This window comes from Myxococcaceae bacterium JPH2 (genome assembly GCA_016458225.1).
GTDB lineage: Bacteria > Myxococcota > Myxococcia > Myxococcales > Myxococcaceae > Citreicoccus.
This window is the reverse complement of record JAEMGR010000032.1, coordinates 46,908-71,371: the sequence shown is the minus strand read 5'-3', so window position 1 is coordinate 71,371 and position 24,464 is coordinate 46,908. Positions and strand designations below refer to the sequence as shown.

Below are 24,464 nucleotides of genomic sequence, written 5' to 3'. Positions count from 1 at the left end.
GCTAGTCCTCGTCCCCGAAGCCACCGCCGCCGCCCTGCCGCGACTGCGCCACCAGGAAGGCGTCCAGGTCCACGCGGTAGAGCTGATCCAACGCCCGGAAGGCGAGGGACTCGGTGTTGTGCAACAAGGGCTCGATGGAGTCCGCGTTCTGGCTCAGCCCGGTGAAGAAGCCGGAGAAGAGCAGCGGCAGGTACACCCGGGGATCAAACCGCTCAATGACAGCCAGCACATCCACCGCGACGACGCTGGCCTTCACGAAGTCCTGGCTCGCGATCAGCGCCTCGAACGCGGACAGCTTGCGGATCAGCTGAGCGAGCGGCGGGGAGATGGGCAACACCGGACCGGAGGGCGCCCTGGGCTCCGCGCGCGCCGTGGCGCCCTTCGCCTCGCTGGGGGACGGAGCCTCGGACTCTTCTTCCTCCTCTGCGTCTTCCTCCACCGCGGGGACGACGGAGACCGGCTCGGGCAGCGCCTGGAGGTGCGCGCGCAAGCCAGTGAGGAGCGTGCGGAACGGCTCCATGGCGCCGCTGCGCGGCATGGCCCCGAACGCGGCCATCACCGGATCCGCCAGCCCCAGGGCCTCTTGCAGCGGGGGACGGTTGTCGCCGGAGGTCCACGCCTGCCACTGCGCGTCCTTCAGTCGCGCATGGTGCTCCATGAGCTTGCTCATCAGCCTGAACATCCAGCGCAGGCCGTTGTCCATGAACAGCGCCTTCTTGGCCGTGGGCCCGAAGGCCTCCCAGTTCTCCGTCAACGTCAGAGTCAGGGAGCGGAACAGCACGGGCAGCGCGTGCATGCCGCGCGCGACGAAGCCTCCGAAGAGGTACGGGCACACGAGCCGGACGTCTCGCAGGTCCTGGCGCAGCAGCGCCTCTGCGGACCGCGCGGCGTCCAGGTACGAACCCTTGGCCACCCAGGTGGTGATGGCTTCCAGGCGGGGATCCGCGCCCTCCTCCGTGGAGAGGTCCACCGGCGCGCCGGTGAGGGGGCGATCCAACAGGGTGATGTCCAGCACCTCCAGGACCGCGGCCGCGTCACCCATCCATCACCACGAACTGACCGGGGGTCACGACCTGGATGACGCCGCCATAGCTGCACATGAGCTTCGAGTTGCTCTCCAGCGCCGGCATGTTGCCGATGAGCGCCTTGGGACATCCGGGAGCCCAGGGCGCGGCGGTGGCGGGGATGCACGGCATGGGTGTCAACACGCCCAGCGCCGCGGCGGTGGCTGCCGCCACCATCGGGTTCGCCATGGACGAGCACATGCCGAAGGGCAGGATGTTCATCATCGGCTTGTTGTCCATGATGTTCGCCGCCGGGGTGGGCGCCATCACCCGGTTCACCGGCAGCACCATCAGCGACGAGGGCGCGACTCCGAAACTGCATTGGAGCATCGCGCCCATCACGACCTGGACACCCATGGTCCCGTCCCTTTCATTTCACTGCGGGGCCCGCATCTTCACCCGGACGGCTCGCGCTTTCCAACAAGCGTCCGCGGATGGTCACCAGCGCCTGGAACGAGGGATCCGACGCCTTGCGGTGGAGCGCGCCCGTGAAGAACTGCGACGCGCACCACGCGTCATCCACCGCGCCCTTCTTCCGGCGCGGAAACAGCGGAAACAGCGCGACGCGGTCCGGCAGGAACTCCACCCCCAGTTGGTGCTCGATGCGCCGGCGGATCTCCTGCTCCGCGCTCGCGGAGGGAGCCCGGGCGCCCGTGAAGCCCAGCAGCACGAAGCGGGGCTGACTGGCGACTCCGCTCGTCGGAACGGCCACGATGGACGTCCCCACCAGCGAGGGCAGCCCCTCCAGCACGGCGGTGACCTCGGCCGTCGGATAGACGCGGCCGTCCCGGCGCGGCCCCAGCGTCCCACCGTAGTGGTAGCGCTCGCGGATCCGCGCGAGGACGACATGGCTGGGCGGGCGCTTCTTGTCCGGCAGCGGCGTGTAGAGGCCCACGTCCGAGGCCGAATCCTGTCCGCTCTGGTTCGCGTCGCGCAGCGCCCACCGCCGGCCCGGCGCGGGGAGCACATCCGTTTGCGGCTCCCCGTTCCAGCGCGGAGACAGGAGCACCGCGCCGCCCAGGGCCGGATCCACCAGGACGCTGGAGCACGGCGTGGAGCCGAGCGCCGCCTGTTTGATCCACGCGCGCCAGGCCTGGGCGTCGAGGGGCTCCTCGGGATTGCGGAACCAGTGCGACACGTTGCGCAGCGCCCCGACCCGCGTGCGGGTGAGCAGCTCGCGGAGCGCGTTGGAGACGCCCAACGCGCGCAGCGGCTGCTCCAACAGCGGTGCGGCGTTGCGCTCCAGGTCCGCCAGCTCCACGTGGACGAAGGTCGCGCCGCGCAGGAGCGTGGCGAACAGCATCGCCGGCAGGCCCTGGAGCAGCGAGAAGCCCGGCGCCGCCAGTTGCTCCCCCGGCCCCAACCCGAAGGTGATGAGGCCATCCGCCAGCGCGCCCCGCCAGGCGTCGTCCGCGGACAGGGGCACCGGGACATGGGATGGATCCGCCAGGGGCGAGAACACGAGCCCCACCGGATCCGCGGGCTTGTAGCTGTACGACGAGAAGCCCGGCGAGGCTCCGGTCCGGACGCGCAGCAGCGTCTTCTCGAAACCCTTGAGCAGCGGCAGCTGGTGCGGCTCGGCGGCCACGTGCTCCGGCGCGAGCGCCTCCAGGCGGCGCGACACGAAGCGCGGCCCCAGCGGCGGCAGCAGCGAAACACAGACGCCCAGCTTCACGCCCGCCATCAGCGAGATGAGCAGCTCGGAGCCCATCCCATACAACAGGCACACCTTCGCGCCCGCCTTGACGCCCTGCTCGGCCCACTCGCCCGCGCGGCGCGCGGCTTGCTCATGCAGCGCGCGATAGCTCAGCGTCTGCCAGCCCTGGAGTCGCTCGAAGGTCCGAAGCGCGGGGCGCTCCTGGGCCACGTGGCGCACCACCAGGTCATGGAAGAAGTCGTACTGCTGACCGGGGCGGCTCTTCGGTGGCGGGGCGCCGCGTCCCGCGTGCGCGTCGGCGAGGGCGGTGGCGAACCCGTCCGGCTCCGCCCAGCTCTCGCGCCACCACTCGGGGATGCCCGCCTCCGGCGCGGTCCCCGCCTCGACCTGCTTGAGGATGTCCTTCACGTCAAAAGGCATGTCGCGCCGGGACTCTAGCGCGACGGAAAGTCGAAGCCGACTCGAACCATGAAGCGGACCTTGGAGCGCTCCATCGCGGTGGAGGAATCCGGCCCGGCCACCGGCGCGGGGCGATTCTCCATGCGACGCTGCGCCTGCACGGCGGTCCCTCGCAACGACGGCCCCTGCCCTGCCTGTCGCACCAGCGCGGGCCTCGACTGGAGCGGCGGAACGCGCTCCTCCACGTCTCGGCCATACAGCCACGCGCCACACCGCCACAGCACGTCGTGCCGCTGGGTGAGCAGCGTCCAGAACCTGTCGCGCAGCCGCGTGGCCTCGATGAGCAGGGGCGTGGCCTCGCGGTCGCGCGGATCCGCCGGGGCCGCCAGCAGCGCTCCGAGCTGCTCCGCCACCAGCTCCGCCTCGCCGACCTCCGCGGGCGTCACCGGCGAGCGCCCCGCGAGCTTCTCCTCGTTGCGGCGCATCAAGCGGGCCAGCGCGGCGCAGTCTCCCAGGACGTCCCGGCGCCCTTCGTCCTGGGCCGCCTCCAGCTCCGCGCGGGCCAGGAGCCCTGCCTCCGCGAGGGCATCCGCCGCCTTGAGCAGCTTGCGCCGCAGCTGCACCGCCCGCTCGTAGAGGGGCCCAAATGCCCCCGTGGGCAGGTCTCGCTGGGCCTGCAGCACCGCGAAGGCGAGCCCCTTGGCAATCTCGGGCAGCTCGCGGAGCAGCTCCACCTGGATACCGGGCAGGCTCGCCACCTCGGACTCGCGCAGGAGCACCGCGTCCACGCCCTGCTTCGCGTTCTGGAAGGCGAGCGCGATGTTGGCGCGGCACTCCTCGACGGCGCCCTCCTCCAGCGCGCGTGCGGGTGCCAGGAAGCGCTCGTAGGCGGCTTGGGAGCTGATGACTTCCAGCTCGGCCACAGCCTCGCGAGCGAGTCCCGCAGTCACTGGTGACGGGCCGCCCGGGTACCCAGCCATTCCAGCAGCCTAGCGGGCGAGCCCGGCGCCCACAACTCGCGCGCCACACCCGGCCGCGATTCTTCCTCGTTGAAGGCCGCCGCGGCCTCTGGGAGAGAAGGGGCCATGAAGCAACCCCAGACGATCGCGACCGCGCTCACCATCGCGGGCTCGGACAGCGGCGGCGGCGCCGGAATCCAGGCCGACCTCAGCACCTTCGCATTCCACCGGGTGCATGGGACCTGTGCCCTCACCGCCGTCACCGCCCAGAACACGCTCGGCGTCACCCGCGTCGACGTACTCCCCGCCGCGTCGGTCTCCGCGCAGCTCGACGCGGTGACCTCCGATGTCGGGGCGGGCGCCGTGAAGACAGGCATGCTCGTCAACCGGGAGATCATCACGGTGGTCGCCGAACGCCTGCGCGCGTGGGGACTCGGCACGGTGGTGGTGGATCCGGTCATGGTCTCCCGCGCGGGTTCTCGCCTCATCGATGACGAGGCGGTCGGCGCGCTGAAGGAGCTGCTCCTGCCCCTGGCCGCCGTCGTCACCCCCAACCGACACGAGGCCCAGCTCCTCGCGGGCATGGAACTCCACACGCTGGAGGACATGCAGGAGGCCGCCCAGCGCATCCATCGACTCGGCTCGCGGGCGGTGCTCGTCAAGGGCGGGGGCATGTCGGGTCCGCTGCGCGGCACCGATGTCTGGTTTGACGGCGAGCGGCTGGAGACGCTCCACCTGCGCTCGGTGGAGACGCGCAACACGCACGGCACGGGCTGCACCCTGTCCGCCGCGCTGGCCGCGCACCTCGCCTTGGGACGCGCGCCGCTGGAGGCCACGCGTCGCGCCAAGGCCTATGTGACGACGGCCCTGGAGCACCCGCTCGCCCTGGGGCGGGGCCCCGGTCCGTTCAGCCACTTCTTCGCCTTGGATGAATGAGCGGGCTCAAGTCCCTCGATACGTCGAGTAGCCAAACGGGCTCAGCAAGAGCGGCACGTGGTAGTGCTCGTCCGCCGCGGTGACCTCGAACACCACGGTCACCGAGGGATAGAAGCCTCGGATGCCTTGCGCGCGGAAGTACGCGCCCGTGTCGAACGTGAGCCGATACGTGCCCGGCTCCAGGCGTCCGCCCGCGGGCAGCAGCTCGCGCACGCGCCCGTCCGCGTCGGTGACACCGCGAGACAGCGAAGCCCAAACGCCCGCCTGGCCCTGGGCCTCCAACGTCAGCGGAACTCCCGAGGCCGCGCGTCCTCGCTGCGTGTCGAGGACATGGGTGGACAAGGTGCTCATGGGGTCAGGAGCTTCTCCAACCGAAGGCGGGTGATCTTGGCCTGCTCTCCGGCCGCGATGCGCAGCTCGTCATCGGGTGCGTTTCCCAAACGCTCGCGCAAGGTCGCCAGCAGCTCCTCGGCGCCCTTGCCCGCGGCGCACACGAGGAAGATGAAGCCAAAGCGCCGCTCGTATTCGAGGTTGCCTTCGGCCAGCCCTGCCAGCACGACCTCGGGCGCGCCTCCCACGCCGGCCTGCTCGCGCGAGGTCCAGGTCGCGGTGGAGGCAAAGCGCTCGCGCAGCGCGGGGCCGTCACCGATGCGCGGGTGGTGCTGGAAGGCTTCGTGCCAGTCGTCGGGGCCCGTCTGCTCCCAGAGCCACTGGGCCTCGCCGTACAGATGGCTCGCGTCCCGGAACGGTCGGGCGCGCACCATCGCGTCCGCCCAGCGCGACGAGCCACAGCAGCGCAGCATCTCCGTGCGGGCCTCGGCCACGGGCAACGTGTTGAGCCGATGGAGCGGGCTCATGCGGGCCGCCCGTGCACACAAAGGCGGCTGATGCCTCCGTCTGGAAAGATATTGAGTCGCACGTGCGTGAACGGTCCCTTCGCTTGCAGCTCGGACGCGAAGAAGTGTCGGTGGTCCGCCTGGAGCTTCGTGCGCGTCAGGAGCTCCGTCCAGACAATGTCTCGCGCGTTGGCGAAATCCACCACCGGCTCGCGCAGATAGCAGCCCTCCAGCGAGCAGGTATCCGGGAAGTTGCCTTTGTAGTGCGCGGTATCCACCTCGACGCGCTCCACCGTGCCCGGTGCCGCCAGCTTCACGATGATCCAATCAAAGCCTGGCACGCGCTTGCGACGCGTCTCCCACCCTTCGCCCATGTGCGCCGCGCGGCCCGGGAGGATGAGGTTGTCCCGAGGCCCGAAGAACGCGTCATTGCATGCCACCACCACGCCGCCATTCTCCAGCGCGGCCAGGTCCACCGGCTCGCTGCCCTGACTCAGGCGAGCGAGGTCCGGTCGCACCTCGCCGTGCACTCGGAAGCGCGCCACACCGCCATCCGGAAAAATGTTGAGCCGCAGGTGCGTCCAGCGCTGCTCGCTCGCGAGGGCGAAGAGATTGCGCGAGCCGCCCTGGAGCCGAAGCTGCGGCATGAGCGGCGTCCATCGCGCGGATGCGAGCGTGTCGGCGTCGGGCGAGCCCGACACCTCCAGGCCCTCCAGCGACGCGTACTCGGGGAAGTTGCCGAGGAAGTGGTTCGTGTCGATGTCCACACCGCGCACGACGCCGGGCAGCCCGAGCTGGATGATGCACCAGTCATGGCCCGGCGTGCGCCGTCGGCGCGTCTCCCAGCCATCCATCCACTTGCCCCGCTCCGTGTAGCGGTCCGCGATGAAGACGCCTCGTCCGGGCCGGAGCAGGTTCTCCTTGGGCGCGAAGAACTCGTCGTTGGCGATGATCGCGCGTCCACCCACCTTCTCCGCGGCCAGGTCCGGCCAATCCGTGAAGGCAACGCGCAGCTTCCCATCCTCGTCGGCGTGCATGGTGTGTCCTCTTCGGTGACTCAAGCGGCGACGCGCGACGCCACGGGGCGCCGCACCCAACGTCCGAGCGGCGCGGCCAGCGGCCGGCCGTGCTCGTAGATCTTCATCCCGCGCAGGAAGGTCAGCTCCACCACGCCTGTCAGCGAGTGCCCCGCATAGGGTGTCAGTGAATGCCGATGCAGCAGGTTCGCGGGCTCCACCGTGAAGGTGGCGTCAGGGTCGAACACGACGAAGTCCGCGTCCGCGCCCACCCGCAGCGACCCCTTCACCCCCTCCAAACCCACCAGACGCGCGGGCGCCTCACACATCCAGCGCGCCACATCCGCAAGAGCGAACCCGCGCCGCCGCGCCGCCGTCCACACCACGGGCAGGCTGAGCTGCAGCGACGCAATCCCTCCCCACGCCGCGCCGAAGTCTCCGTGCTCCAGGTGCTTCAGTCCCGGAGTGCAGGGCGAGTGGTCCGAGACGACCTGATCAATGTCACCCTGGCGAAGCGCCTCCCACAGCCGCTCCCGGTTGCGCGCCTCACGAATGGGCGGCGCGCACTTGAGGAACGTGGCGCCATCCGGAATCGTCTCCGCCGCGAACGTCAGGTAGTGCGGACACGTCTCCACCGTCACCGGCACACCCGCGCCGCGGGCTTCACGCAGCAGCGACAGCGCGCTCGCGGATGACAGATGGACGATGTGCACGCGACAGCCATGCTGACGCGCCAGCGACACCATCAACCGGATGGCATCGTCCTCCCAGCGCGCGGGCCGAGACGCCAGATAGCGGGAGTAGGCGCGGACATCTCCCTCCGCGCGCACGGTGGGTGACTCCAGCTCCGCGTGGACGAGCAGCGGAATCCCCCAGCGCGCCAGCACCGGCATGGCCTCCGCGAGCACCTCGCGATTCGCGGCGGGGAACTCATCCACACCCGATGGGCACAGGAAGCACTTGAACCCGGGCACTCCCGCCTCGATGAGCCCTTCCAGTTCGTCCGCGTTGCCCGGGATGACGCCGCCCCAGAAGCCATGATCCACGTGGCAGCGCCCCTCCGCCGCGCGCGCCTTGAGCAAGAGCGCATCCAACGTGGTGGTGGGCGGCAGCGAGTTGAGCGGCATGTCCACCAGCGTGGTGATGCCTCCGGCCGCCGCCGCGCGCGTGGCCGTCTCGAATCCCTCCCATTCCGTTCGCCCGGGCTCGTTGATGTGCGCGTGGCAGTCCACCACGCCAGGCATCACCACCAGCTCGCCCACGTCCGTGACAGGCAACCCCGAGGGAGCCTCGGAGAACGCAGACACCGCGGCCACCCTCCCCGCCTGGACCACCACCGCCGCCGCGCGCAGTCCGCCGTCCACGAGGACGCGCTGGCTGCGCAGCACGAAGTCTCCCGCGCTCATGGCTCGAATTCCCTCTCCGCATAGCACTCCAGGGACCGATAGAAGGCATCCCTGTCATCCAGATAGAGCTGTCGCGTCACCCCCGCGACCAGCCGAGGCAAGCTGTACTTCATGCCCGAGATGCTCGCCCCACCCAGCCCCAGGGAAAGCAGACAGCCAAAGGTATAATTGAAGACCGCCGCGACGTGCGGCGCCCGGCCCGGCACCTTCTCCTGAAACTCGAAATGGGCGCTCAGGTAGGGATGCCGCGAGAGGTCCGCGTGCGCCAGCTCGGGCGGCGGCTGGAAACGGTCTCGCCACAGCGCGATGTCTGGGTAGAGCAACGCCAGCTCGGGTCGCAGCGACAGGTCCGTCACCGTGCCGCTGCCGAGAATGAGCCGATCGAATAGATAGACACCTTGCGGCGTGGTGACACGCGCCCGCCCCTCCACCGCCGCCACGGAGAGCCAGGGCGACCCCGGGTGCAGGTGGAAATGCGAGAACCCGACCGCGCGTCGATAGGTGTCCGCGGGAGGCAGCTGTCCCATCTCCAGGATGCGACGGATGAAGCGCCAGCGGTCCACGTCCGGCAGCTCCGCATGGTGTTTGAGAAAGCCGACGAACTCCGCCCAACGATAGGCATTGACGGTGGGCAACTCACGGCGACGAAAGAACAGCCGCACCTCCGAGGCGCCGTGCTCCAGCGCGAGGGAGGCATTGTCGAACGCCGAGGCCCCCGCCCCCAGCACGCCCACGCTCCGGCCCCGCATGGACTCGAAGTCGATGGGCTCACACGTGTGCACGTAGAGCGCCCGAGGCACGCTCGCCAGCTCTGCGGGCACCTCCCACCGCCCCGAGCCATCGATGCCCGTGGCCAGCACCACCTTGCGGGCATGCACCACGGCCGCGGAGGCGCCCCCCGAGTCCGCCAAGGGAACGCGGAAGCAGCCCTCGTCGGCGCGCCACTCCAGCGGGCCCGCGCGCGTCTGGCTGCGCACGGGGATGCCCAGCACCCGGCGGTACCAGCCCAGATAGTCCGCCCACAGCTCCTTGGGGATTCGCCCCAGCGACGTCCAGGCCTCCGCGCCGTATTGGGCCTCGAACCAGGACTGGAACAGAAGATGGGGCAGCCCATGGTCCGGCCCCGTGAGGTGCTTGGGCGTGCGCAGCGTCCGCATGCGGGCGAAGGTCTTCCACGGCCCCGCCCGGTCTGGCGCTCCGTCATCCACCACGAGCAGGTTCGTCACCCGCTCTCGCATCAGTCCGAACGCGGCGGTGAGTCCGCTCTGCCCCCCGCCAATGACTAGCACGTCCAGGACGGGCAGCCCGGCGCGCGTCTGCCGCGGCGGCACCCAGGAGCGCCCCGGATAAGCCAGGCGCTCCAGATCCGCCTGGAGCGCCAACTCCAGCGCCGCCAGCCCGATGGCCGGCGTCTCCTCGGGGCTCGGTGACAGGACGCGCATTCCCCATCGTCGCGGCGCGTCGCCCACCCGGGGCATCCGACCGAAGTCGGGCCTTCATGTCAGGAAATGAACATACACACACCTGCACGCAGGTGATTCCTACACCAACACCACACTCATGCAATACAGCTCTAACTTGGTATTCTCTGTTTCCTAGAACATCATTGGGATATGGTGTTGACGAGTGGGTGGGGGAATCGTCCAACAATCTGAGTCCTGATTCCCGCTCTCCTCGAGCCTGCGGACCTCAAGCACGGGAGCTGTGATGCGAAACCATTCCATCGAGGCGGCGCTAGCGAAGAACTCCAGTCGGGAGCAGCTGATCAAGCACCGCTTCTTCGAGGTGGTGGACGAGAAGACCTTCTCCGTGGAGCAGGCGGAGTTGGTGTTGGGTCAGTGGTGGCATCCCCTGCACTACTTCCCCACGTTCCTCAGCCGCCTCATCGCCGTCTGTCCCAACCTCGAAATGAAGACGGCGGTCACCCACATCCTCAACCAGGAGGTGGGCGAGGGAGACGTCGAGCGAGCGCACGAGCGCTTCTTCATCCAGACGATGACCGACGCGGGCATGGCGCGCGCGGCGGTGTCGGAGGCGAAGATGACGCCGGCGACCCAGCGACTGCTGGACGGCTATGCCCGCTCCACGGACAACTACCTCACGGGCCTGGGCTTCCTGTACGGCACCGAGGTGGCGGACCTCACCATGGTGGCCAAGCTGGGCAAGCTGGTGCGGCGCACCACCGGCCTCAAGTCCCTGCCGTGGGTGGACATCCACGTGAAGCAGGAGCCGGACCATGTGCAGACCGCCGGGCAGACGGTCGGGCTGAGCTACACGGACGCGGAGATGGCCACCATCGTCAAGGGCGCCGAGGAGATGTGGCAGCTCTGGGTGGGCTTCTTCGAGGAGCTGCGCAACCGGGTCGTCTGAACGCCGCAAGCCCGCGAAATTCGAGGGGGATTTCACGGAACGCTGGCGATTCTCCCCCAGTAGGGTAGTCACGGGCGCGCCACGGAGGGGTCACGGCCAAGTCACGGCCACCGTGGCGTTCCATGCCTGTGCGCGCAGGCGCCTCTGGGAGAGACGATGCTCGAGAAGCTGATGCCCAAGTCGGACGAGTTCTTCGACGACTTCGATGCTCAGTGTGCGGTCACCGTAGAAGGCGCGCGGACGCTCCACGCGCTGCTGAGCGACTACCGCGACGTGGCGGAGCGCGTGCAGAAGCTCAAGGCCATTGAGCATCGCGGTGACGAGGTGACGCACCAGGCCTTCAACCGTCTGCACAAGCAGTTCATCACCCCGTTCGACCGGACGCAGATTCACGCCCTGCTCTCCCGCATCGACGACGTGCTGGACTTCACCAACGCGGCGGCGGCGCGGCTCCACTACTACGAGATTACCGAGAGCCTGCCGGACGCCACGGAGCTGGCGCGCGTGCTGGTGCTCTGCACCGAGAAGGTCCAGGAGGTCGTCGCGGCGCTGCGGCTCATCAAGAAGCCGGCGCAGATCCTCGCGGGCTGCAAGGAAATCAAGCGGCTGGAGACGCAGGCGGACGAGGCCCTGCGCTCGGGGATGGGACGGCTCTTCAAGAGCGGCATGGACACGCTCACCATCATCAAGTGGAAGGAAATCTACGACCTCATCGAGACCGCGACCGACAAGTGCAACGACGTCGCGAACGTCATCGAGGGCGTGGTCCTGGAGCACTCCTGAGATGCTGCTCGCCGCTGTCATCACCATCGTCGCGGTCGCGCTCATCTTCGATTTCATCAATGGCTTCCACGACGCGGCGAACTCCATCGCCACCGTGGTGTCCACGCGCGTCCTGTCCCCCAACCTGGCCGTCGCCTGGGCGGCCTTCTTCAACTTCATCGCCGCGTTCAGCGGGGGCGTCCATGTGGCCAACACCATGGGCAAGGGCATCATCAACTTCGACATGCTCCGAGCCCAGGGGCCCTCGGCTGTCTTGATGGTCATCTTCTCGGCGTTGATGGGCGCCATCACCTGGAACCTGCTGACCTGGTGGTGGGGCCTGCCCTCATCGTCGTCTCACGCGCTGGCGGGCGGGATGATTGGCGCCACCCTGCCGGTGCTCGGCGTGAAGGGCCTGGTGGGCGCGGGCATCGCGAAGATCGCCGCCTTCATCGTGCTGTCGCCGCTCATCGGCATGATTCTCGGCACGACGATGATGCTCATCAGCACCTGGGTGGTGCACAAGCAGACGCCGCTGAAGGTGGACTCGTGGTTCCGGCGCCTGCAGCTCGTCTCGTCGGGAATCTTCTCCTACAGCCACGGCACCAATGACGCGCAGAAGGTCATGGGCATCATCGCCGTGGTGCTGTTCGGCACCATCTGGAAGGACCGGCCGTTCCACATCGACTGGTGGATGATCATCTCCTGCCACGCGGCCATCGCGATGGGCACCTTCTTCGGCGGCTGGCGCATCGTCCGCACCATGGGACACAGCCTCACCAAGCTGGCGCCCATCGGCGGCTTCTGCGCGGAGACCGGCGGCGGAGTCACCATCATCGCCCTGGCCGAGCTGGGCATCCCCGTCTCCACCACGCACACCATCACCGGCGCCATCGTCGGCGTGGGCTCCACCAAGGGCTGGCGCGCCGTGAAGTGGGGCGTGGCCGGCCGCATCATCTGGGCCTGGGTCTTCACCATCCCCGCCGCCGCGCTCACCGCGGTGTGCGTCTACGGGCTGACGTGGGGAATCATGCAGTTGGTGGGCTGAGGCTCACGCCAGCCCTCACGTCGTCCCTACCGGGCGGCCCGCTCCAGCGATGGAGCCGGCCGCCCGCGTGCTTTTCAGCGCCGCTTCGCCGCGGACGGCACGGCCGCCGGCGCGCGCAAGAAGTCGCGCACGCTCTGCTGATGGATGTGCTGGGACTCGAGGCACAGGTGGATGGACTCCAGGGCCCGTGACAGCTCACGGGCTCCACCTTCCACCTTGGCGACGCGCGGGGTGAGGAAGGCCTCGACCTCGGAGCGCGTGGCGTCGTCGCACAGGTTGCCGAGCAGCTTGAGCACCCCGCCCGCATCATCCGAGCGCATGGGCCCCATGATGGCGTCGTAGTGGTCGCGCAGGTACGCCCAGGCATCCCGCATCGTCTCCGTGTCCTGCAACTGGCCGATGAGGATGATGTGGGTATCGCGCGCGTCGAAGTCCGGCGACAGCAGCAGCTCCAGGGCGCGGTGGGCCAACGCGGGCTCGCGGAACCGACCCAGCGCGCCGAGCAGACGCAGACGCGCGTTGCGGTCCGTCTCCTTCTTCGCCTCGGCGAGCAGCGCATCGAACAACGCCGCGTCGCCATGCCGCGCCGCCGTCATCAGCGCGGACGGCACGGTGTCCGCGTCCACCGAGTCATGGCGCGCAAGCCACGCGTTCGCGAGCCGCCGCGCCTCCTGGTTGAGCGCCGGGTCATCCCCCAGGTTCGCCGCCTGCCACACCAGCGACGTGCGCGCCTCGCGCGTCTCGTCTTCCTCACCCGCCTTGGGCAGCCAGCCAAGGGCCCGGGCCTGCGGGCCGTAGAGCGAGCGCACCCAGCCCTGGAAGCTCGTGCGCTCCGCGGGCGTGAGGTGATCCAGGCGCACCCGCCCCAGCAGCTCGGCGCCGCTCTCGCGCACGAGCCGGCTGGGGTTGAGGGCCGTCGCGGGCACCGCCTTCAGCGCCTCGCCCAGCGGGATGTCACCCCGGCCCACCGCGGCGTCCAGGTCCGCCATCAGCGCGCCCTGCTCCGTCACGGAGAGCGTGCCGCTCGGCACCGCGAGCAGCCGGGCCAGTTGCTCGCGCGTGTAGCCGGAGCGGTAGTAGCCCGTGCCGCCCGCGTTGAGCAGCACCCACTTGGGGCAGCTCTTGCCGGGCAGCTCCATCTCGCCCGTGGCCTCTGTCAGCAGCTTGCAGGTGCGCGTGGCCTTGGCGCCCGTTCCAGCGCGCACGCACACCGGTACATCCCAGGTGCGCGCGCGATCCGCCGACGAGCCCACGGGCAGATAGCGCTCCTGGGACAGCTTCAGCTTCGCGGGCGCCCCGGCCTTGCACTCCAGCTCCGCGGCGATGCGCGGCGCGCCGGGCTGTTCCACGAAGCCCCGCCACGCGAGCGCGGCCTCGGGCCCCACCGCCTCGGACAGCGAGGCGAGGAAGTCCCCTGCATCCACCACGCCCCACGCGTGCTTGCGGGTGTACGCGCGCAGCACGTCGCGCAGGCGGTCCGGCCCCAGCCACGCCTCGAACATGCCGATGATGGCCGAGCCCTTGGCGTACGTGGTGCCGTTGTCGAACGAGCCGATGATGTCCCCCGTGGAGCTCACCGACTTGCGCACGGTGGGCACCGCATCCAGCGCGTCCGACTCCAGCGCGAACGACATGGAGCCCAACGTCTGCTGCTGCGCGTAGTTCCACTTCGGCTCCACGCCATCCATCGTGTGGCGGTCCAACCACGAGGTGAACGACTCGTTGAGCCAGATGTCGTCCCACCACTTGCACGTGACGATGTCGCCGAACCAGTAGTGGCCCAGCTCGTGCCCCGCGATGTTCACGTAGAACTTGCGGCGCCGCAGCGTCTCCTCGTCCGGGCGGATGAGGGTGATCGGCTGCCCCAGCGCGACGATGCCCGGGTGCTCCATGGTGCCCCAGTAGCGCGGCACCACCGCCACATCGAGCTTCTCGTAGGGGTACGGCTGATCGAAGAAGTCCTCCAGCGTCTTCACGATGCGCGGCGTGACGCTGGCCGCGTAGCGCGTCTCCGGGCCGCGGCCCTTGGGCACGATGAAGCGCAGCGGCACGGGCTGACGGCCCACCGTGCCCGCCTCCACCACGTCGAAGGGGCCCACCATGAAGGCGACCAGGTAGCTCGGCATGGGCCGGCTCTCCGCGAACGTGACGCGCTCCAGGCCGTCCGCCAGCGGCTCGCGCGAGACGACCGGGTGGTTGGCCAGCGCCACGTGGCCCTGCTTCACCGTGAAGCGCAGACGCCACGGCACCTTGAAGGTCGGCTCGTCGAAGCACGGGAAGGCCCGCCGCGCGTCGATGGGCTCGAAGAACGTGTACAGGTACGACTCGCCGCCCTCCTCCACCGCGTAGAGGCCCTGGCTGCGCTCGCGGTCCGCGTGGCCGGAGAACGTCACCGTGAGGCGCGCGTGGCCGGCGGGGAGCGCCTCGGGCAGGAGCACGCCGAGGCGGCCGTCCGTCTCCGTGACGGCCTTCGCCTCCAGCGTGCGCTCGCCCACCTGCACCTGGGCCTGCCCGATGGTCAGGTCCTGGGCGTGCAGCCAGAACTGGCGCACGGGCTCGCGGACCTCCAGGTCCACCGTCACGCTGCCCGAGTACGTCGGGTCGGACGGAATGAGCTTCAGGTCCAGCTCATAGTGCAGGGGACGGACCGAGTCGGACAGCCGCAGGTCGGGCGGATGGGGCTCGGGCCACTGCACGGCGGCCGTGACGGGCGCGGGAGTCGGTGCCGCTGGCTCCGGCGCGTGGGCACAGCCAATCGATACGACAGACAGGAGGAGAGGGAGGTGCCAGCGCATGGGGGCCGAGCGTATCCCGGTCCGGGACGCCCGTCCGCCCGCATGCGCTGGAATGCCCCCCGGCCGGCCGGACTCAGCCGCGAGCGGAGCGCGCGTCCCGTCCGCGCGCACGCGAGGCCTTGGCGAGCGCGTCCGCGCCCTTCTCCTCGCCGCGCATCCACTCCTTCATCGCGGGCACCACCTGCTTGCTCCACGTCTTGCCCGCGCGCACCACCAGGAACGCCTGCACCAGCGCGTCCACCATGGCGGAGAGCTGCTCGCTCAGGTCCAAGCGCTCGGAGAGCTGATCGTCCTCTTCCTCGGTCATCAGCGCGGGCAGCTTCGCGGCGCGGATGTCGAGGAACTCGGCGTCGAGCGTGACTTCGTACTCGCGCTCGCCGTGGGCCAGGCGCAGGCGGCCCTGCGCGATGAGCAGCCCGCGGTCCAGCGAGTGGCGCACCTGCTCCGAGTACGGCGCCAGCGTGCCGCGCGCGCTCAGCTCGGTGACGTCACCCGCCACGCCCCTCAGCACCACCTTGCCGAGGAACAGGACGACCACGCCCGTGCCGTCGTGCTCCACCAGCGCGTCGCCCGTCTCCGAGCGCCACAAGAGCCAGGTGAGGAACTCTCGACCGAGATAGGCCCGGCCGCGCAGCAGCTGCTCGCGGGCTTTGCCCTTTTCGACTTCGGCTTCGTCCTTCTCCTCCTCGGTGGCCGCGCCATCGACGCCGACATCACCGCGGTTGAACGCCGCCTCTTCCCGAGCCTGCTCACGCCGCGCCATGCGCCACCTCCTCCACCGCCGCCGTCAAGGCGGGCAAGTCCACGCCCAGCAGCTCCGGGGTGGGCCCCAGGGACTTCTCATCGATGCCCGCCTTGAGCGCCAGCTCCGCCGGGGTCAGGCTGGTCAGCTTCACCGGCAACGCGTTCTCCAGCGCGACGAGGATCTCCTCCACCGTCTTGCGCGACGCGGCCCAGATTTGAAGCTGCTGCGTCTTCAAGTTCCAGCTCACGTCCAGCACGGCGGTGCGAGGCACGGCGCGCTGGCGCAGGAGCTGCTTCAGCTCGGCGCGCTGGCGGTTCTTCTCCGCGCGCGCCGGGGGACGGTCGTTCTCTTTCGTGAACGCCGCGGTCCACTTGTCCAGCTCGGCCTTCATCAGCGAGGCCGGGACCTTGAGCGTGTCGATGCGGAACGCGAACAGCGCGTACTCGCCATGGAAGAGATTGGAGACGGAGAAGTCGGAGGCCTCGGTGTTCTCCAGCTCGACGAAACCCGCCGCGCGCTCGTCTTCAGAGCGGCGATCGATGGCCTCGAAGGCATGGGACTTCAGGCCCTTGGACAGCCAGCGCTTGGCTTCAGCCGAGGCATCTTTGGACGGCTCCGCCCGGAAGCGCGAGAAGGTGACAGCACCACGAAGGACAGGCATGGGGCGCGGCAGGATGGTGGTCCCACGCCACGGCGTCAAGGCACTCGTGGTGTCGACAGGGCGAGCCCTGGCTCGCGGGCCCGTGGCAGCCATGCCAGCGGGGCATTAGCGTGTCGGCCCTCCATGCGCCGCGCCCTCTTCGTCGCTTCCTTGTTGACTGCCGTCCTCTCCTCTCCGGGGTGCGTCCACGAGCGCAAGCCGGACCAGCCCGACCACGCGACGCTGCCCGGGGTGGCCGACGCGGTCTTCGCCACCTTGGAGGACGAAGGCGCGCTCGCGTCCGCGTATGTGGTGGACGCGCGCACCGGTCAGCCCCTGTACACGCACCGGGAGCAGGTCCGGCTGCTGCCGGCCTCGACGATGAAGGTGGTCTCCACCTCGGCGGCCCTGTCCGCGTTGGGCGCAGACTTCCGCTTCCGCACCCCGGTGACGCTGGAGGGCACGCAGCTGGGGGGCCTCTTCCTGGGCGACGTGGTGGCGCAGGCCTCGGGCGACCCTTCGCTGGGCTCGTGGCGCTTCCCGGAGACGGCGGCCGCGTGCGACCTCATCGCGGAGGCCATGCGGGACCGAGGCATCCAGCAATGGCGCGGCTCCGTGCGCGTGCGAGGCACGGACGACGGAGAGCTGCCCCTCGGTCCGGGCTGGGCCTGGGACGATGCCGCGTATGCCTACAGCGCCGCGCCCACCGCCTTCGTATTTCGAGAGAACGTGGTGGACCTCGCGCTCGCTCGCGCACCGGGCGCCACCTGCGCGGACGCGCCCAGCACGCAGCTCACGCCCACCTTCGCCACCTTCCCCACCCGCGTGAACGTGGATGCGAACGCGGACCGCGCCAGCCTCGCGTGCACGCGACAGCGGGGCGGACCGGGCGTGCACTGCACCTGGCGCTCACCCGCGGGAGGGCCGTGCCCGCGCGCCGCGACCGTGCGCCTGGCCGTGGATGAGCCGCAGGCGCTGTTCGCCGCGTGCGTGGATGCCTCGTTGACGAAGCTCGGCGTCACGCGCCTGCCCCTCACGCTGGAGGCGCCCACGGGCCCGATGCCGCCCGTCCCCGTGCCGCTCGTGGAGCTGGCGAGCCCGCCCCTGGCGGACCTGGTGCGCGCCACCAACAAGGAATCGCTCAACCTCTACGCGGAGCGGCTGGGCATGCGCTTCGCGCGCGAGCGCACGGGACAGGAGGGCTTCGGCGCGCTGCGCACGGCGCTGATGCAGGAGCTGACGCGCCGAGGCATCGCCGCGCGCGACTTGCGCCCCGTGGATGGCAGCGGCCTGTCTCGCTACAACCTCGCGACCGCGCGGGGACTCGCGCGCGTGGTGCTCACCAGCCTGAACGAGCCGTACGCGAACGCCTTCCTCGACAGCCTCCCGGTGTCCGGCGTGGATGGGACCCTGGCGGGCCGCCCCACCACCGCTCGCACGGCTGGCCGCATTCGCGCGAAGACGGGCACGCTGTCCGGACAGAAGTGCTTCGTGGGGGTGGCCGAGCGACCGACGGACCCCGAGCATCCCCGCGTCGTCTTCGCGCTGATGCTCGGCAACATGGATGAGAGCACGGCGCTGCCCGCGACAGAGGCGTTCGATCGCTTCTCTGCCGCGCTGGTCGAGCTGCCGCTGCGCTGAGCGCGAGCGCGCCGCCCAACACCTGGACAGCCCAGGCATTCCTTGACGCATTGCGGGTACGCGCGGGCTCCGGGGGCATGGCAGGCTCCGCCCTCCATTCCCCCCGCCCTCCTCACCGAGGTGTCCCGTGACCGTGAAGACCGCTGTCCTGTCCGCCCTGCTGCTGCCGCTGGCCTCCAGCGCCGCGGGCAAGGCCCCCATCAAGCCGCCCGTGGCGGAGAAAGTGCCCGTCGAGGACACGTACCACGACACCACCGTGGCGGATCCGTACCGATGGATGGAGCCGTCGGCGGACCCGAAGGTGCAGCAGTGGAACGATGGACAGAACGCCTTCACCCGCTCCGTGCTGGACAAGCTGCCCGGTCGCGAGCCGCTGCGCCGCCGCATCACTGAAATCCTGGAGTGGAAGTCCGCGGCCTACTTCGGGCTGGAGGAAGCGGGCGGCACGCTGTTCGCGCTGAAGTCCGAGCCCCCCAAGCAGCAGCCGGTGCTGGTGGTGCTCCCCTCGCTGGAGGACACGTCCAAGGAGCGCGTGCTTCTTGACCCCACCGTGGTGGATCCCACCGGGCACACCATCATCGACTTCGTGCGCCCCACGCTGGACGGCAAGAAGGTCGCCGTGTCGATGTCGAAGGGCGGCACCGAGAGCGGCGACGTCAGCGTCTATGACGTGGTGACGGGACAGGCCGTGGCCAATGAAGTCGTGCCTCGCGTCAACGGCGGCACGGCGGGTGGCGACCTCGCGTGGAACGGGGACGGCACGGGCTTCTTCTACACGCGCTATCCGCGCGGCGAGGAGCGCGCGCTGGCCGACCGCAACTTCTTCCAGCAGGTGTACTTCCACAAGCTGGGCACGCCCACCGAGCAGGACGCGTATGCGCTGGGCAAGGACTTCCCGCGCATCGCGATGACCAAGCTGGACGTGTCGCCGGACGGCAAGTTCACCTCCGCGATCGCGGCCAACGGCGACGGCGGCGAGTTCGCGCTGTACCTGCGCGGCCCCACCGGCGCGTGGGCGCAGGTGTCGAAGTACGAGGACAAGGTGGTGGGGCTCAGCTTCGGCAATGACGGCGCCGTGTATCTGCTCAGCCGCAAGGACGCGCCGCGCGGCAAGGTGCTGCGCCTGCCCTTGGCCACGCCCACGCTCGACAAGGCCACGGTGCTCGTGCCCGAGGGTGAGGCGACCATCCAGGGCTTCAGCGCCACCGCGAGCCGGCTGTACATCCTCGAGCAGCTCGGCGGGCCGTCGCAGCTGCGCGCGGTGGACCTGAAGGGCCAGTCGCTCGGCCTGGTGCCCACGCCGGCCGTGTCGAGCGTCAACGCGGTGGTGCGCCAGTCGGGCGATGACGTGCTCGTCGCGGTCAGCAGCTTCGTGACGCCGCCGGCCTGGTACCGCTACTCCGCCAAGGATGGCGCGATGGCGAAGACGGCCATGGCCAAGACGGCGCCCATCGACATCAGCGGCGTGGAGGTCATCCGCACCACCGCCAAGTCCAAGGACGGCACGGACGTTCCGCTCACCATCCTGCGCAAGAAGGGCACGAAGCTCGACGGCAAGAACCCCACGCTCATCACGGGCTACGGCGGCTTCAACATCTCGAGCACCCCTGGCTACAGCCCGCTGGTCGCCATGTGGCTGGAGCAAGGCGGCGTCTTCGTGCAGACCAACCTGCGCGGCGGCTCCGAGTTCGGCGAGGCGTGGCACACGGGCGGCTCGCTCACCCACAAGCAGAACGTCTTCGATGACTTCTACGCCTGCGCCAAGCTGATGGTGGACCAGAAGTACACGTCGCCCAAGAAGCTGGCCATCCAGGGCGGCAGCAACGGCGGCCTGCTGATGGGCGCGGCCGTCACCCAACACCCGGAGCTGTACCGCGTCGTCGTCGCCCGCGTGGGCCTCTACGACATGCTCCGCTCCGAGCAGACCTCCAACGGTCAGTTCAACGTGACGGAGTACGGCTCGGTGAAGGACCCCGAGCAGTTCAAGGCCCTGTACGGGTACTCGCCCTATCACCACGTCGTGGACGGCACGAAGTACCCCTCCGTCCTCTTCACCTCGGGCGCGAATGATCCGCGCGTGGACCCGTTCCACTCGCGCAAGATGGTGGCGCGGATGCAGGCGGCCACCGCCTCCAAGTTCCCCATCCTCCTGCGCGCCAACGCGGAGACGGGCCACGGCGCCGGCACGCCGCTGTCCGCCCGCGTCGAGCAGGAGGTGGACGTCTACTCCTTCCTCTTCAACGAGCTGGGCATGACGTACCTGCCCAACGCGTCGAAGAAGCTGGCGGCGCCCGCGCCGAAGTAGCATGAAGCACCGCCCGCCCTGGATACCCGGGGCGGGCCTCGCGCACGGGAACCTCCATGAGCCCCTTGATTCCGTTCTTCGTCCTCTCGCCCATCGTCGCGGGAGGGACCTGCTGGTGGGTGTTGAACCGCATCGGCACGAAGCGCGATCAACGCGCGCGCGCCGCGTTGGATGGAATGGTGTCCGGGCTGCGCGGGCACAAGCCCACGGGCACCGTGGACCTCCAGGTCCGCGAGGTGAGCTGGTCGGGAGACACCGAGCTGTCACCGCACCACTGCCGCGTGCGCGTGGTGATGGGCGGCGTGGATGCGCGCTCGATTCCCCCGCGCTTCGTCGTGGAGAGCGCTCCGGGCGCGCCCCGCCCGCCGCCCGCGGTGCTCTCCGCGCTGCGCACGCTCGACGCGGAGGTGATGGCGAGCCTCACGCGTGGCGGCTGGCGGTGGCAGCGCCCGAACATCGACTTCGAGCCAGAGTCCCCCCCGCTCGACGCCTGAGCCCTGGAGCCCTCCGAGCGAGGGTGCCAACATGGCGGGATGCCCACGCCCTCGCTCGCCGAGCTCGACACGCCCGCCGCCGTGGTGGACCTGGACCTCGTGAAGGCCAACCTCCAGCGCGTGGCCGCATATACGCGCGAGCACGGGTTGCGCTGGCGTCCTCACACCAAGACGCACAAGACGCCCCAGCTCACCGCGCTCCAACTCGAGGCCGGCGCTGACGGCATCACCGTGGCCACCGTGCGGGAGGCCGAGGTGATGTCCACCGTCGCCCGAGATGTGCTGCTGGCCTATCCCCCCGTCGGAGAGGCCACGCTCGCGCGGCTCATGGCGCTGCCGCCCGAGGTCCGCCTCTCCGTGGCGCTCGACTCGCGCGAGGTGCTGGCGGGGCTGTCTCGCGCCGCGCGCGCCTCGGGCCGTCCGGTGAGCGTGCTCGTCGAGCTGGACATGGGCATGCGCCGCGTCGGCGTGGCCTCGCCCGAGGAGGCCGTGTCGCTGGCCCAGGCGGTCCGCGAGGCGCCGGGCGTCACGTTGCGCGGCCTCATCTTCTACCCAGGACACCTGCGCGCCCCGCAGGACGAGCTGCGCCCCTTGCTGCGCGAGCAGTCCATCCGCCTGAGCGCGTTCATCGAGGCCTTGCGCGCTCAAGGCCTGGCGCCCGAGGTGGTGAGCGGCGGCTCGACACCGACGTTGTGGCGCTCGCATGAAGTGGCGGGACTCACGGAGATCCGCCCCGGCATCAACATCTTCAACGACCGCAACAGCGCGAGCGTGGGCGCGTGCGACCTGTCCGAGTGCGCCTACTCGGTCCTGGCCACGGTGGTGAGCACGGCCGTGCCGGGACAGGCGGTCATCGACGCGGGCTCGAAGGCGCTCGCCAAGGAGGAAGGCCCCGCGCCCGGCTACGGCGTGGTGCGCGAGCACCCCGAGGTGGGGGTGCGCAGCCTGTCCGAAGAGCACGGGCTGCTGGACCTGTCCGCCACCCCATGGCGCCCCCGCGTGGGCGAGCGCGTGCGGGTGATTCCCAACCACGTCTGCGCCTCGGTGAACCTGCACGCGCGCCTGCACGTGCTGGAAGGCGGTCAGCCGGTGGCGACCTGGGACGTGGCCGCGCGCGGTTGGTGAAACCTCACCCGAGCCGTTGCAGCTCGCGCGTCAGCAGCTCCTCCAGGTTCCGGATGCTTCGATATTCCAGACATCGGTAGCTGGCGACGTCGAAGCGCAGCTCACGCAAGTCGCGCACGAGGAGGATGGTGGGCTTGCCACGTCCCCAGGCGTAGCCGACTTCCAGATAGACATTGGGATTGGCCAAGGACAGGTCCGCGATGACCACCTTCGCCGTGTCGATGCGGTCGCGGATGCGCTGGATGATGGGCCCATCGAACACGGCCTGATCCACGCGCTCACACAGGAGTCCGGCCGCCTTGACGGGCCCCTGGATACCGTAATGGAAGGTGTCCTCCAGTTCGGGCGCGAAGGGCATCGCGACGAAGGCGTGCGGCTTCTCCTGGGCGGGCGCACCCGCGCTCACCATGGGCGGCTGAGCGATGAACCGCCGCATGCGCTGGATGCGGAAGCCCACGCCACCCGGCAGCGGCTCGACTCCGGGCGCGCCGGTGAGGCCCAGCTCCAATGCCTTGCGCATTCGCGTCACGCGCTTGGGTTGGATCTCCACCACGGTGATGCGCGCGAGCTCCCGAGGCCCCACCCCCTGCTGAAAGGCATCCACCATCCCGCCCACCAACGCGAGCACGGCCTCGTCCTCGTCGAGTCCGTAGTTGGGCCCATGCACGGGCCCCGCGAGGTGCTTCACCTCGGGCCGAGACTCCAGCACCTGGAGCGCCTGGCCGGCGAACTCACGGATGCGGTGATAGTCGAACTCCCGCAGCCGCGCCGTGCCCAGAAACAGCGCGAGCGGTGCCCCCAATCCCCCTTGCGTGTCGATGAAGCGGTGCTCGCCGGGCTTCAGCTGCAGCAAGGTGGGCGAGATGCCCACCGCCGACAAGCGGCGTGACACCGCGCCATCCGCGCCATGGAAGCCCTGCGCGAACTTGAGCAGGACCGCGTCAGCGCGGATGTCCGTCACGTCTCCCACTTCAACCACCACATCGAGGAATCCACTCATGCCGGCCGCACTGTAGGCGGCGGAGCCTGAGTCGCGCCAGACAACCCAAGCGCCGCAAGGACAGTCACGTGCTCCTGTCTGCCATTGACGCCCCCCCATCGGCGCCTTCCCCAAAGGGCAGCGCCAGGCGCCCCAGTCCTCGGCGCGCCAGTGGCTGGACAGGTCACAGCGGCGCGCGATTCGTGACCTCGCGCGCTACTCCCCGCGCCCCATGCAGCCAGGCCGCTGACACACGCGGAGCATGGCTCAGTTCACGCTCAGAGAGCGGGCTCCCACCAGCCGCCCCAGCTCGGGGCAGAGGTCTCGGACACGTGAGCTTCCTCCCCCGCTTCGGCGCCAAGCGCGCCCTCCTCCTGGCCGCAGCCGCGGTCGTCACCACGGGCGTCAGCGCCTCCGCGCTCAGCAGCTACATCCCGAGCTGGCCGCCGCCCCCCATGCCCCCCGGCTCCACCGAGTGCACCGAGTTCTGCTACAACGTGGACATCACCAACAACACGCCGAACGCCGCCAACGATCTGCACGTCACGCTGACGGGTCCGACGAAGATCTGCACCCACTACCTGGGCAGCCTGAACCCGTTCGGTACGCCGCGCGAGGTGCACTCGGGCAACGTCACGGATCTGCACTTCCAGTCGAACACCGCGTGGGTGCAGCCGGGTGAGATCGCGCACATCGGCTTCTGCACCAACTCGCCCGTGGCGGGGATGACCAAGGGCCACAACGCGGGCAACCTGCCCCCGTTCTACTGGACCAAGCAGCGCATCTTCATCGGCGACGTGATCGCCGTGGGGCACCAGTGGGCCAACTTCCGGGACGACCTCGTCGCCGTCGATCCAGGCGTGGTGCTCAGCAACACCACGGGCACCGTCATCCACGTGCGCCAGGTGGACTTCGCCCTCGTGGACAAGCCCATCGCCCTGGACAAGCTGATGTGGTCGACCCTCGACAAGGAGCTGGAGTGGCAGCCAGTGGCCCAGGGCGGCACCCTGCCTCCCGGCTCCGAGGACGCGCCGGGCTTCTTCCAGGCGCCCTTCCCCGTCGAACTCAAGGCGGATGATCCGCGCACCGTCATCTTCCGCTTCTGGGCCGAGGACCCCAAGGACCCGAGCAACATGAACCGCGGCCTCGGCCAGGCGTCCGTCGCCTCGCTCGTGAAGATGTCGCGTCAGGACAAGAAGTAGTCGTCCCCTCGCGGATCACCGCCGCGCTCTCGCACACGGGCGCGGCGGACCCGCCCAGGACCGAGCCCTCAGCCCATCCCTCCAG

General features: G+C 69.8%; 22 protein-coding genes. 9 read left to right on the top strand and 13 right to left on the bottom strand.

What is annotated here, in order from left to right:
• Nucleotide 1 precedes the first annotated feature (1 nt).
• The 4 genes from JGU66_31115 to JGU66_31100 are packed head-to-tail and all read right to left on the bottom strand — an operon-like array spanning nt 2 to nt 4,100.
• Entirely contained in the window at nt 2-1,042 is a 1,041-nt protein-coding gene (locus JGU66_31115) for a hypothetical protein (protein ID MBJ6765238.1), read from the bottom strand.
• On the bottom strand, nt 1,035-1,421 hold the full coding sequence (locus JGU66_31110) for a DUF4280 domain-containing protein (protein MBJ6765237.1): 387 nt from the start codon (nt 1,419-1,421) through the stop codon (nt 1,035-1,037). The genes JGU66_31115 and JGU66_31110 overlap by 8 nt, the downstream gene beginning before the upstream one ends.
• Before the next feature lie 13 nt (nt 1,422-1,434).
• The gene (locus tag JGU66_31105) at nt 1,435-3,141 is read right to left on the bottom strand and encodes a long-chain fatty acid--CoA ligase (protein MBJ6765236.1); all 1,707 of its coding nucleotides are present in this window, start codon (nt 3,139-3,141) and stop codon (nt 1,435-1,437) included.
• 14 nt (nt 3,142-3,155) lie between these two features.
• A complete protein-coding gene (locus JGU66_31100) occupies nt 3,156-4,100 on the bottom strand; it encodes a hypothetical protein (protein ID MBJ6765235.1) in 945 nt (314 codons plus the stop codon).
• 105 nt (nt 4,101-4,205) lie between these two features.
• Here JGU66_31100 and thiD point away from each other — a divergent pair, with 105 nt between their 5' ends.
• Nucleotides 4,206-5,015 (top strand): bifunctional hydroxymethylpyrimidine kinase/phosphomethylpyrimidine kinase, encoded by an 810-nt coding sequence (gene thiD, locus JGU66_31095; GenBank protein ID MBJ6765234.1) that lies wholly within the window; start codon nt 4,206-4,208, stop codon nt 5,013-5,015.
• Nucleotides 5,016-5,021: 6 nt separating this feature from the next.
• Here thiD and uraH read toward each other — a convergent pair whose 3' ends face one another.
• From uraH to JGU66_31070, 5 genes are read right to left on the bottom strand one after another with little or no spacing between them, the layout of a single operon-like run.
• Entirely contained in the window at nt 5,022-5,366 is a 345-nt protein-coding gene (gene uraH / locus JGU66_31090; GenBank protein MBJ6765233.1) for a hydroxyisourate hydrolase, read from the bottom strand.
• Nucleotides 5,363-5,872 (bottom strand): 2-oxo-4-hydroxy-4-carboxy-5-ureidoimidazoline decarboxylase, encoded by a 510-nt coding sequence (gene uraD / locus JGU66_31085; GenBank protein ID MBJ6765232.1) that lies wholly within the window; start codon nt 5,870-5,872, stop codon nt 5,363-5,365. Before uraD ends, uraH begins: the two co-directional genes overlap by 4 nt.
• Entirely contained in the window at nt 5,869-6,888 is a 1,020-nt protein-coding gene (gene alc, locus JGU66_31080; protein MBJ6765231.1) for an allantoicase, read from the bottom strand. Before alc ends, uraD begins: the two co-directional genes overlap by 4 nt.
• 20 nt (nt 6,889-6,908) lie before the next feature.
• Nucleotides 6,909-8,273, bottom strand: a complete 1,365-nt coding sequence (gene allB, locus JGU66_31075; protein ID MBJ6765230.1) for an allantoinase AllB — start codon at nt 8,271-8,273, stop codon at nt 6,909-6,911.
• Nucleotides 8,270-9,715, bottom strand: coding sequence for an NAD(P)/FAD-dependent oxidoreductase (locus tag JGU66_31070; GenBank protein ID MBJ6765229.1), 1,446 nt, complete (start codon nt 9,713-9,715; stop codon nt 8,270-8,272). Before JGU66_31070 ends, allB begins: the two co-directional genes overlap by 4 nt.
• Nucleotides 9,716-9,980: 265 nt before the next feature.
• Between JGU66_31070 and JGU66_31065 the strand changes: the two genes are divergently transcribed.
• The 3 genes from JGU66_31065 to JGU66_31055 all read left to right on the top strand — a co-directional run bounded on the left by JGU66_31065 (nt 9,981) and on the right by JGU66_31055 (nt 12,453).
• The gene (locus JGU66_31065) at nt 9,981-10,643 is read left to right on the top strand and encodes an iron-containing redox enzyme family protein (GenBank protein ID MBJ6765228.1); all 663 of its coding nucleotides are present in this window, start codon (nt 9,981-9,983) and stop codon (nt 10,641-10,643) included.
• 156 nt (nt 10,644-10,799) lie between these two features.
• Nucleotides 10,800-11,426, top strand: a complete 627-nt coding sequence (locus tag JGU66_31060; GenBank protein MBJ6765227.1) for a DUF47 domain-containing protein — start codon at nt 10,800-10,802, stop codon at nt 11,424-11,426.
• A gap of 1 nt (nt 11,427) precedes the next feature.
• The gene (locus tag JGU66_31055; GenBank protein ID MBJ6765226.1) at nt 11,428-12,453 is read left to right on the top strand and encodes an inorganic phosphate transporter; all 1,026 of its coding nucleotides are present in this window, start codon (nt 11,428-11,430) and stop codon (nt 12,451-12,453) included.
• Nucleotides 12,454-12,527: 74 nt separating this feature from the next.
• Here the strand turns inward: JGU66_31055 and JGU66_31050 are convergent, their stop codons facing one another.
• From JGU66_31050 to rdgC, 3 genes are all read right to left on the bottom strand, one after another.
• The gene (locus JGU66_31050) at nt 12,528-15,248 is read right to left on the bottom strand and encodes a M1 family metallopeptidase (protein ID MBJ6765225.1); all 2,721 of its coding nucleotides are present in this window, start codon (nt 15,246-15,248) and stop codon (nt 12,528-12,530) included.
• 73 nt (nt 15,249-15,321) lie between these two features.
• On the bottom strand, nt 15,322-16,011 hold the full coding sequence (locus tag JGU66_31045; GenBank protein ID MBJ6765224.1) for a hypothetical protein: 690 nt from the start codon (nt 16,009-16,011) through the stop codon (nt 15,322-15,324).
• On the bottom strand, nt 15,998-16,654 hold the full coding sequence (gene rdgC / locus JGU66_31040) for a recombination-associated protein RdgC (protein ID MBJ6765223.1): 657 nt from the start codon (nt 16,652-16,654) through the stop codon (nt 15,998-16,000). Before rdgC ends, JGU66_31045 begins: the two co-directional genes overlap by 14 nt.
• 123 nt (nt 16,655-16,777) lie before the next feature.
• Here rdgC and dacB point away from each other — a divergent pair, with 123 nt between their 5' ends.
• From dacB to JGU66_31020, 4 genes are all read left to right on the top strand, one after another.
• Complete coding sequence (dacB, locus tag JGU66_31035) at nt 16,778-18,274, top strand: D-alanyl-D-alanine carboxypeptidase/D-alanyl-D-alanine-endopeptidase (GenBank protein ID MBJ6765222.1); 1,497 nt, start codon at nt 16,778-16,780, stop codon at nt 18,272-18,274.
• 127 nt (nt 18,275-18,401) lie between these two features.
• A complete protein-coding gene (locus JGU66_31030; GenBank protein MBJ6765221.1) occupies nt 18,402-20,579 on the top strand; it encodes a S9 family peptidase in 2,178 nt (725 codons plus the stop codon).
• Nucleotides 20,580-20,635: 56 nt separating this feature from the next.
• Nucleotides 20,636-21,073 carry a hypothetical protein gene (locus tag JGU66_31025; protein ID MBJ6765220.1) on the top strand — a complete coding sequence of 146 codons (438 nt, stop codon included), beginning with the start codon at nt 20,636-20,638 and terminating at the stop codon, nt 21,071-21,073.
• Nucleotides 21,074-21,112: 39 nt separating this feature from the next.
• On the top strand, nt 21,113-22,198 hold the full coding sequence (locus JGU66_31020; protein MBJ6765219.1) for a D-TA family PLP-dependent enzyme: 1,086 nt from the start codon (nt 21,113-21,115) through the stop codon (nt 22,196-22,198).
• 4 nt (nt 22,199-22,202) lie between these two features.
• On the opposite strand, the gene JGU66_31015 is transcribed toward JGU66_31020, so the two are convergent.
• On the bottom strand, nt 22,203-23,198 hold the full coding sequence (locus tag JGU66_31015) for a hypothetical protein (protein ID MBJ6765218.1): 996 nt from the start codon (nt 23,196-23,198) through the stop codon (nt 22,203-22,205).
• Nucleotides 23,199-23,509: 311 nt separating this feature from the next.
• Here JGU66_31015 and JGU66_31010 point away from each other — a divergent pair, with 311 nt between their 5' ends.
• Nucleotides 23,510-24,379, top strand: coding sequence for a hypothetical protein (locus tag JGU66_31010; GenBank protein ID MBJ6765217.1), 870 nt, complete (start codon nt 23,510-23,512; stop codon nt 24,377-24,379).
• The last annotated feature ends 85 nt before the right edge of the window (nt 24,380-24,464 follow it).

What these genes read in the sequence shown, in the direction of transcription:
- JGU66_31115 (MBJ6765238.1), bottom strand. Translation starts at nt 1,042, where the DNA reads ATGGGTGACGCGGCCGCGGTCCTGGAGGTGCTGGACATCACCCTGTTG.
- JGU66_31110 (MBJ6765237.1), bottom strand. Translation starts at nt 1,421, where the DNA reads ATGGGTGTCCAGGTCGTGATGGGCGCGATGCTCCAATGCAGTTTCGGA.
- JGU66_31105 (MBJ6765236.1), bottom strand. Translation starts at nt 3,141, where the DNA reads ATGCCTTTTGACGTGAAGGACATCCTCAAGCAGGTCGAGGCGGGGACC.
- JGU66_31100 (MBJ6765235.1), bottom strand. Translation starts at nt 4,100, where the DNA reads ATGGCTGGGTACCCGGGCGGCCCGTCACCAGTGACTGCGGGACTCGCT.
- thiD (MBJ6765234.1), top strand. Translation starts at nt 4,206, where the DNA reads ATGAAGCAACCCCAGACGATCGCGACCGCGCTCACCATCGCGGGCTCG.
- uraH (MBJ6765233.1), bottom strand. Translation starts at nt 5,366, where the DNA reads ATGAGCACCTTGTCCACCCATGTCCTCGACACGCAGCGAGGACGCGCG.
- uraD (MBJ6765232.1), bottom strand. Translation starts at nt 5,872, where the DNA reads ATGAGCCCGCTCCATCGGCTCAACACGTTGCCCGTGGCCGAGGCCCGC.
- alc (MBJ6765231.1), bottom strand. Translation starts at nt 6,888, where the DNA reads ATGCACGCCGACGAGGATGGGAAGCTGCGCGTTGCCTTCACGGATTGG.
- allB (MBJ6765230.1), bottom strand. Translation starts at nt 8,273, where the DNA reads ATGAGCGCGGGAGACTTCGTGCTGCGCAGCCAGCGCGTCCTCGTGGAC.
- JGU66_31070 (MBJ6765229.1), bottom strand. Translation starts at nt 9,715, where the DNA reads ATGCGCGTCCTGTCACCGAGCCCCGAGGAGACGCCGGCCATCGGGCTG.
- JGU66_31065 (MBJ6765228.1), top strand. Translation starts at nt 9,981, where the DNA reads ATGCGAAACCATTCCATCGAGGCGGCGCTAGCGAAGAACTCCAGTCGG.
- JGU66_31060 (MBJ6765227.1), top strand. Translation starts at nt 10,800, where the DNA reads ATGCTCGAGAAGCTGATGCCCAAGTCGGACGAGTTCTTCGACGACTTC.
- JGU66_31055 (MBJ6765226.1), top strand. Translation starts at nt 11,428, where the DNA reads ATGCTGCTCGCCGCTGTCATCACCATCGTCGCGGTCGCGCTCATCTTC.
- JGU66_31050 (MBJ6765225.1), bottom strand. Translation starts at nt 15,248, where the DNA reads ATGCGCTGGCACCTCCCTCTCCTCCTGTCTGTCGTATCGATTGGCTGT.
- JGU66_31045 (MBJ6765224.1), bottom strand. Translation starts at nt 16,011, where the DNA reads ATGGCGCGGCGTGAGCAGGCTCGGGAAGAGGCGGCGTTCAACCGCGGT.
- rdgC (MBJ6765223.1), bottom strand. Translation starts at nt 16,654, where the DNA reads ATGCCTGTCCTTCGTGGTGCTGTCACCTTCTCGCGCTTCCGGGCGGAG.
- dacB (MBJ6765222.1), top strand. Translation starts at nt 16,778, where the DNA reads ATGCGCCGCGCCCTCTTCGTCGCTTCCTTGTTGACTGCCGTCCTCTCC.
- JGU66_31025 (MBJ6765220.1), top strand. Translation starts at nt 20,636, where the DNA reads ATGAGCCCCTTGATTCCGTTCTTCGTCCTCTCGCCCATCGTCGCGGGA.
- JGU66_31020 (MBJ6765219.1), top strand. Translation starts at nt 21,113, where the DNA reads ATGCCCACGCCCTCGCTCGCCGAGCTCGACACGCCCGCCGCCGTGGTG.
- JGU66_31015 (MBJ6765218.1), bottom strand. Translation starts at nt 23,198, where the DNA reads ATGAGTGGATTCCTCGATGTGGTGGTTGAAGTGGGAGACGTGACGGAC.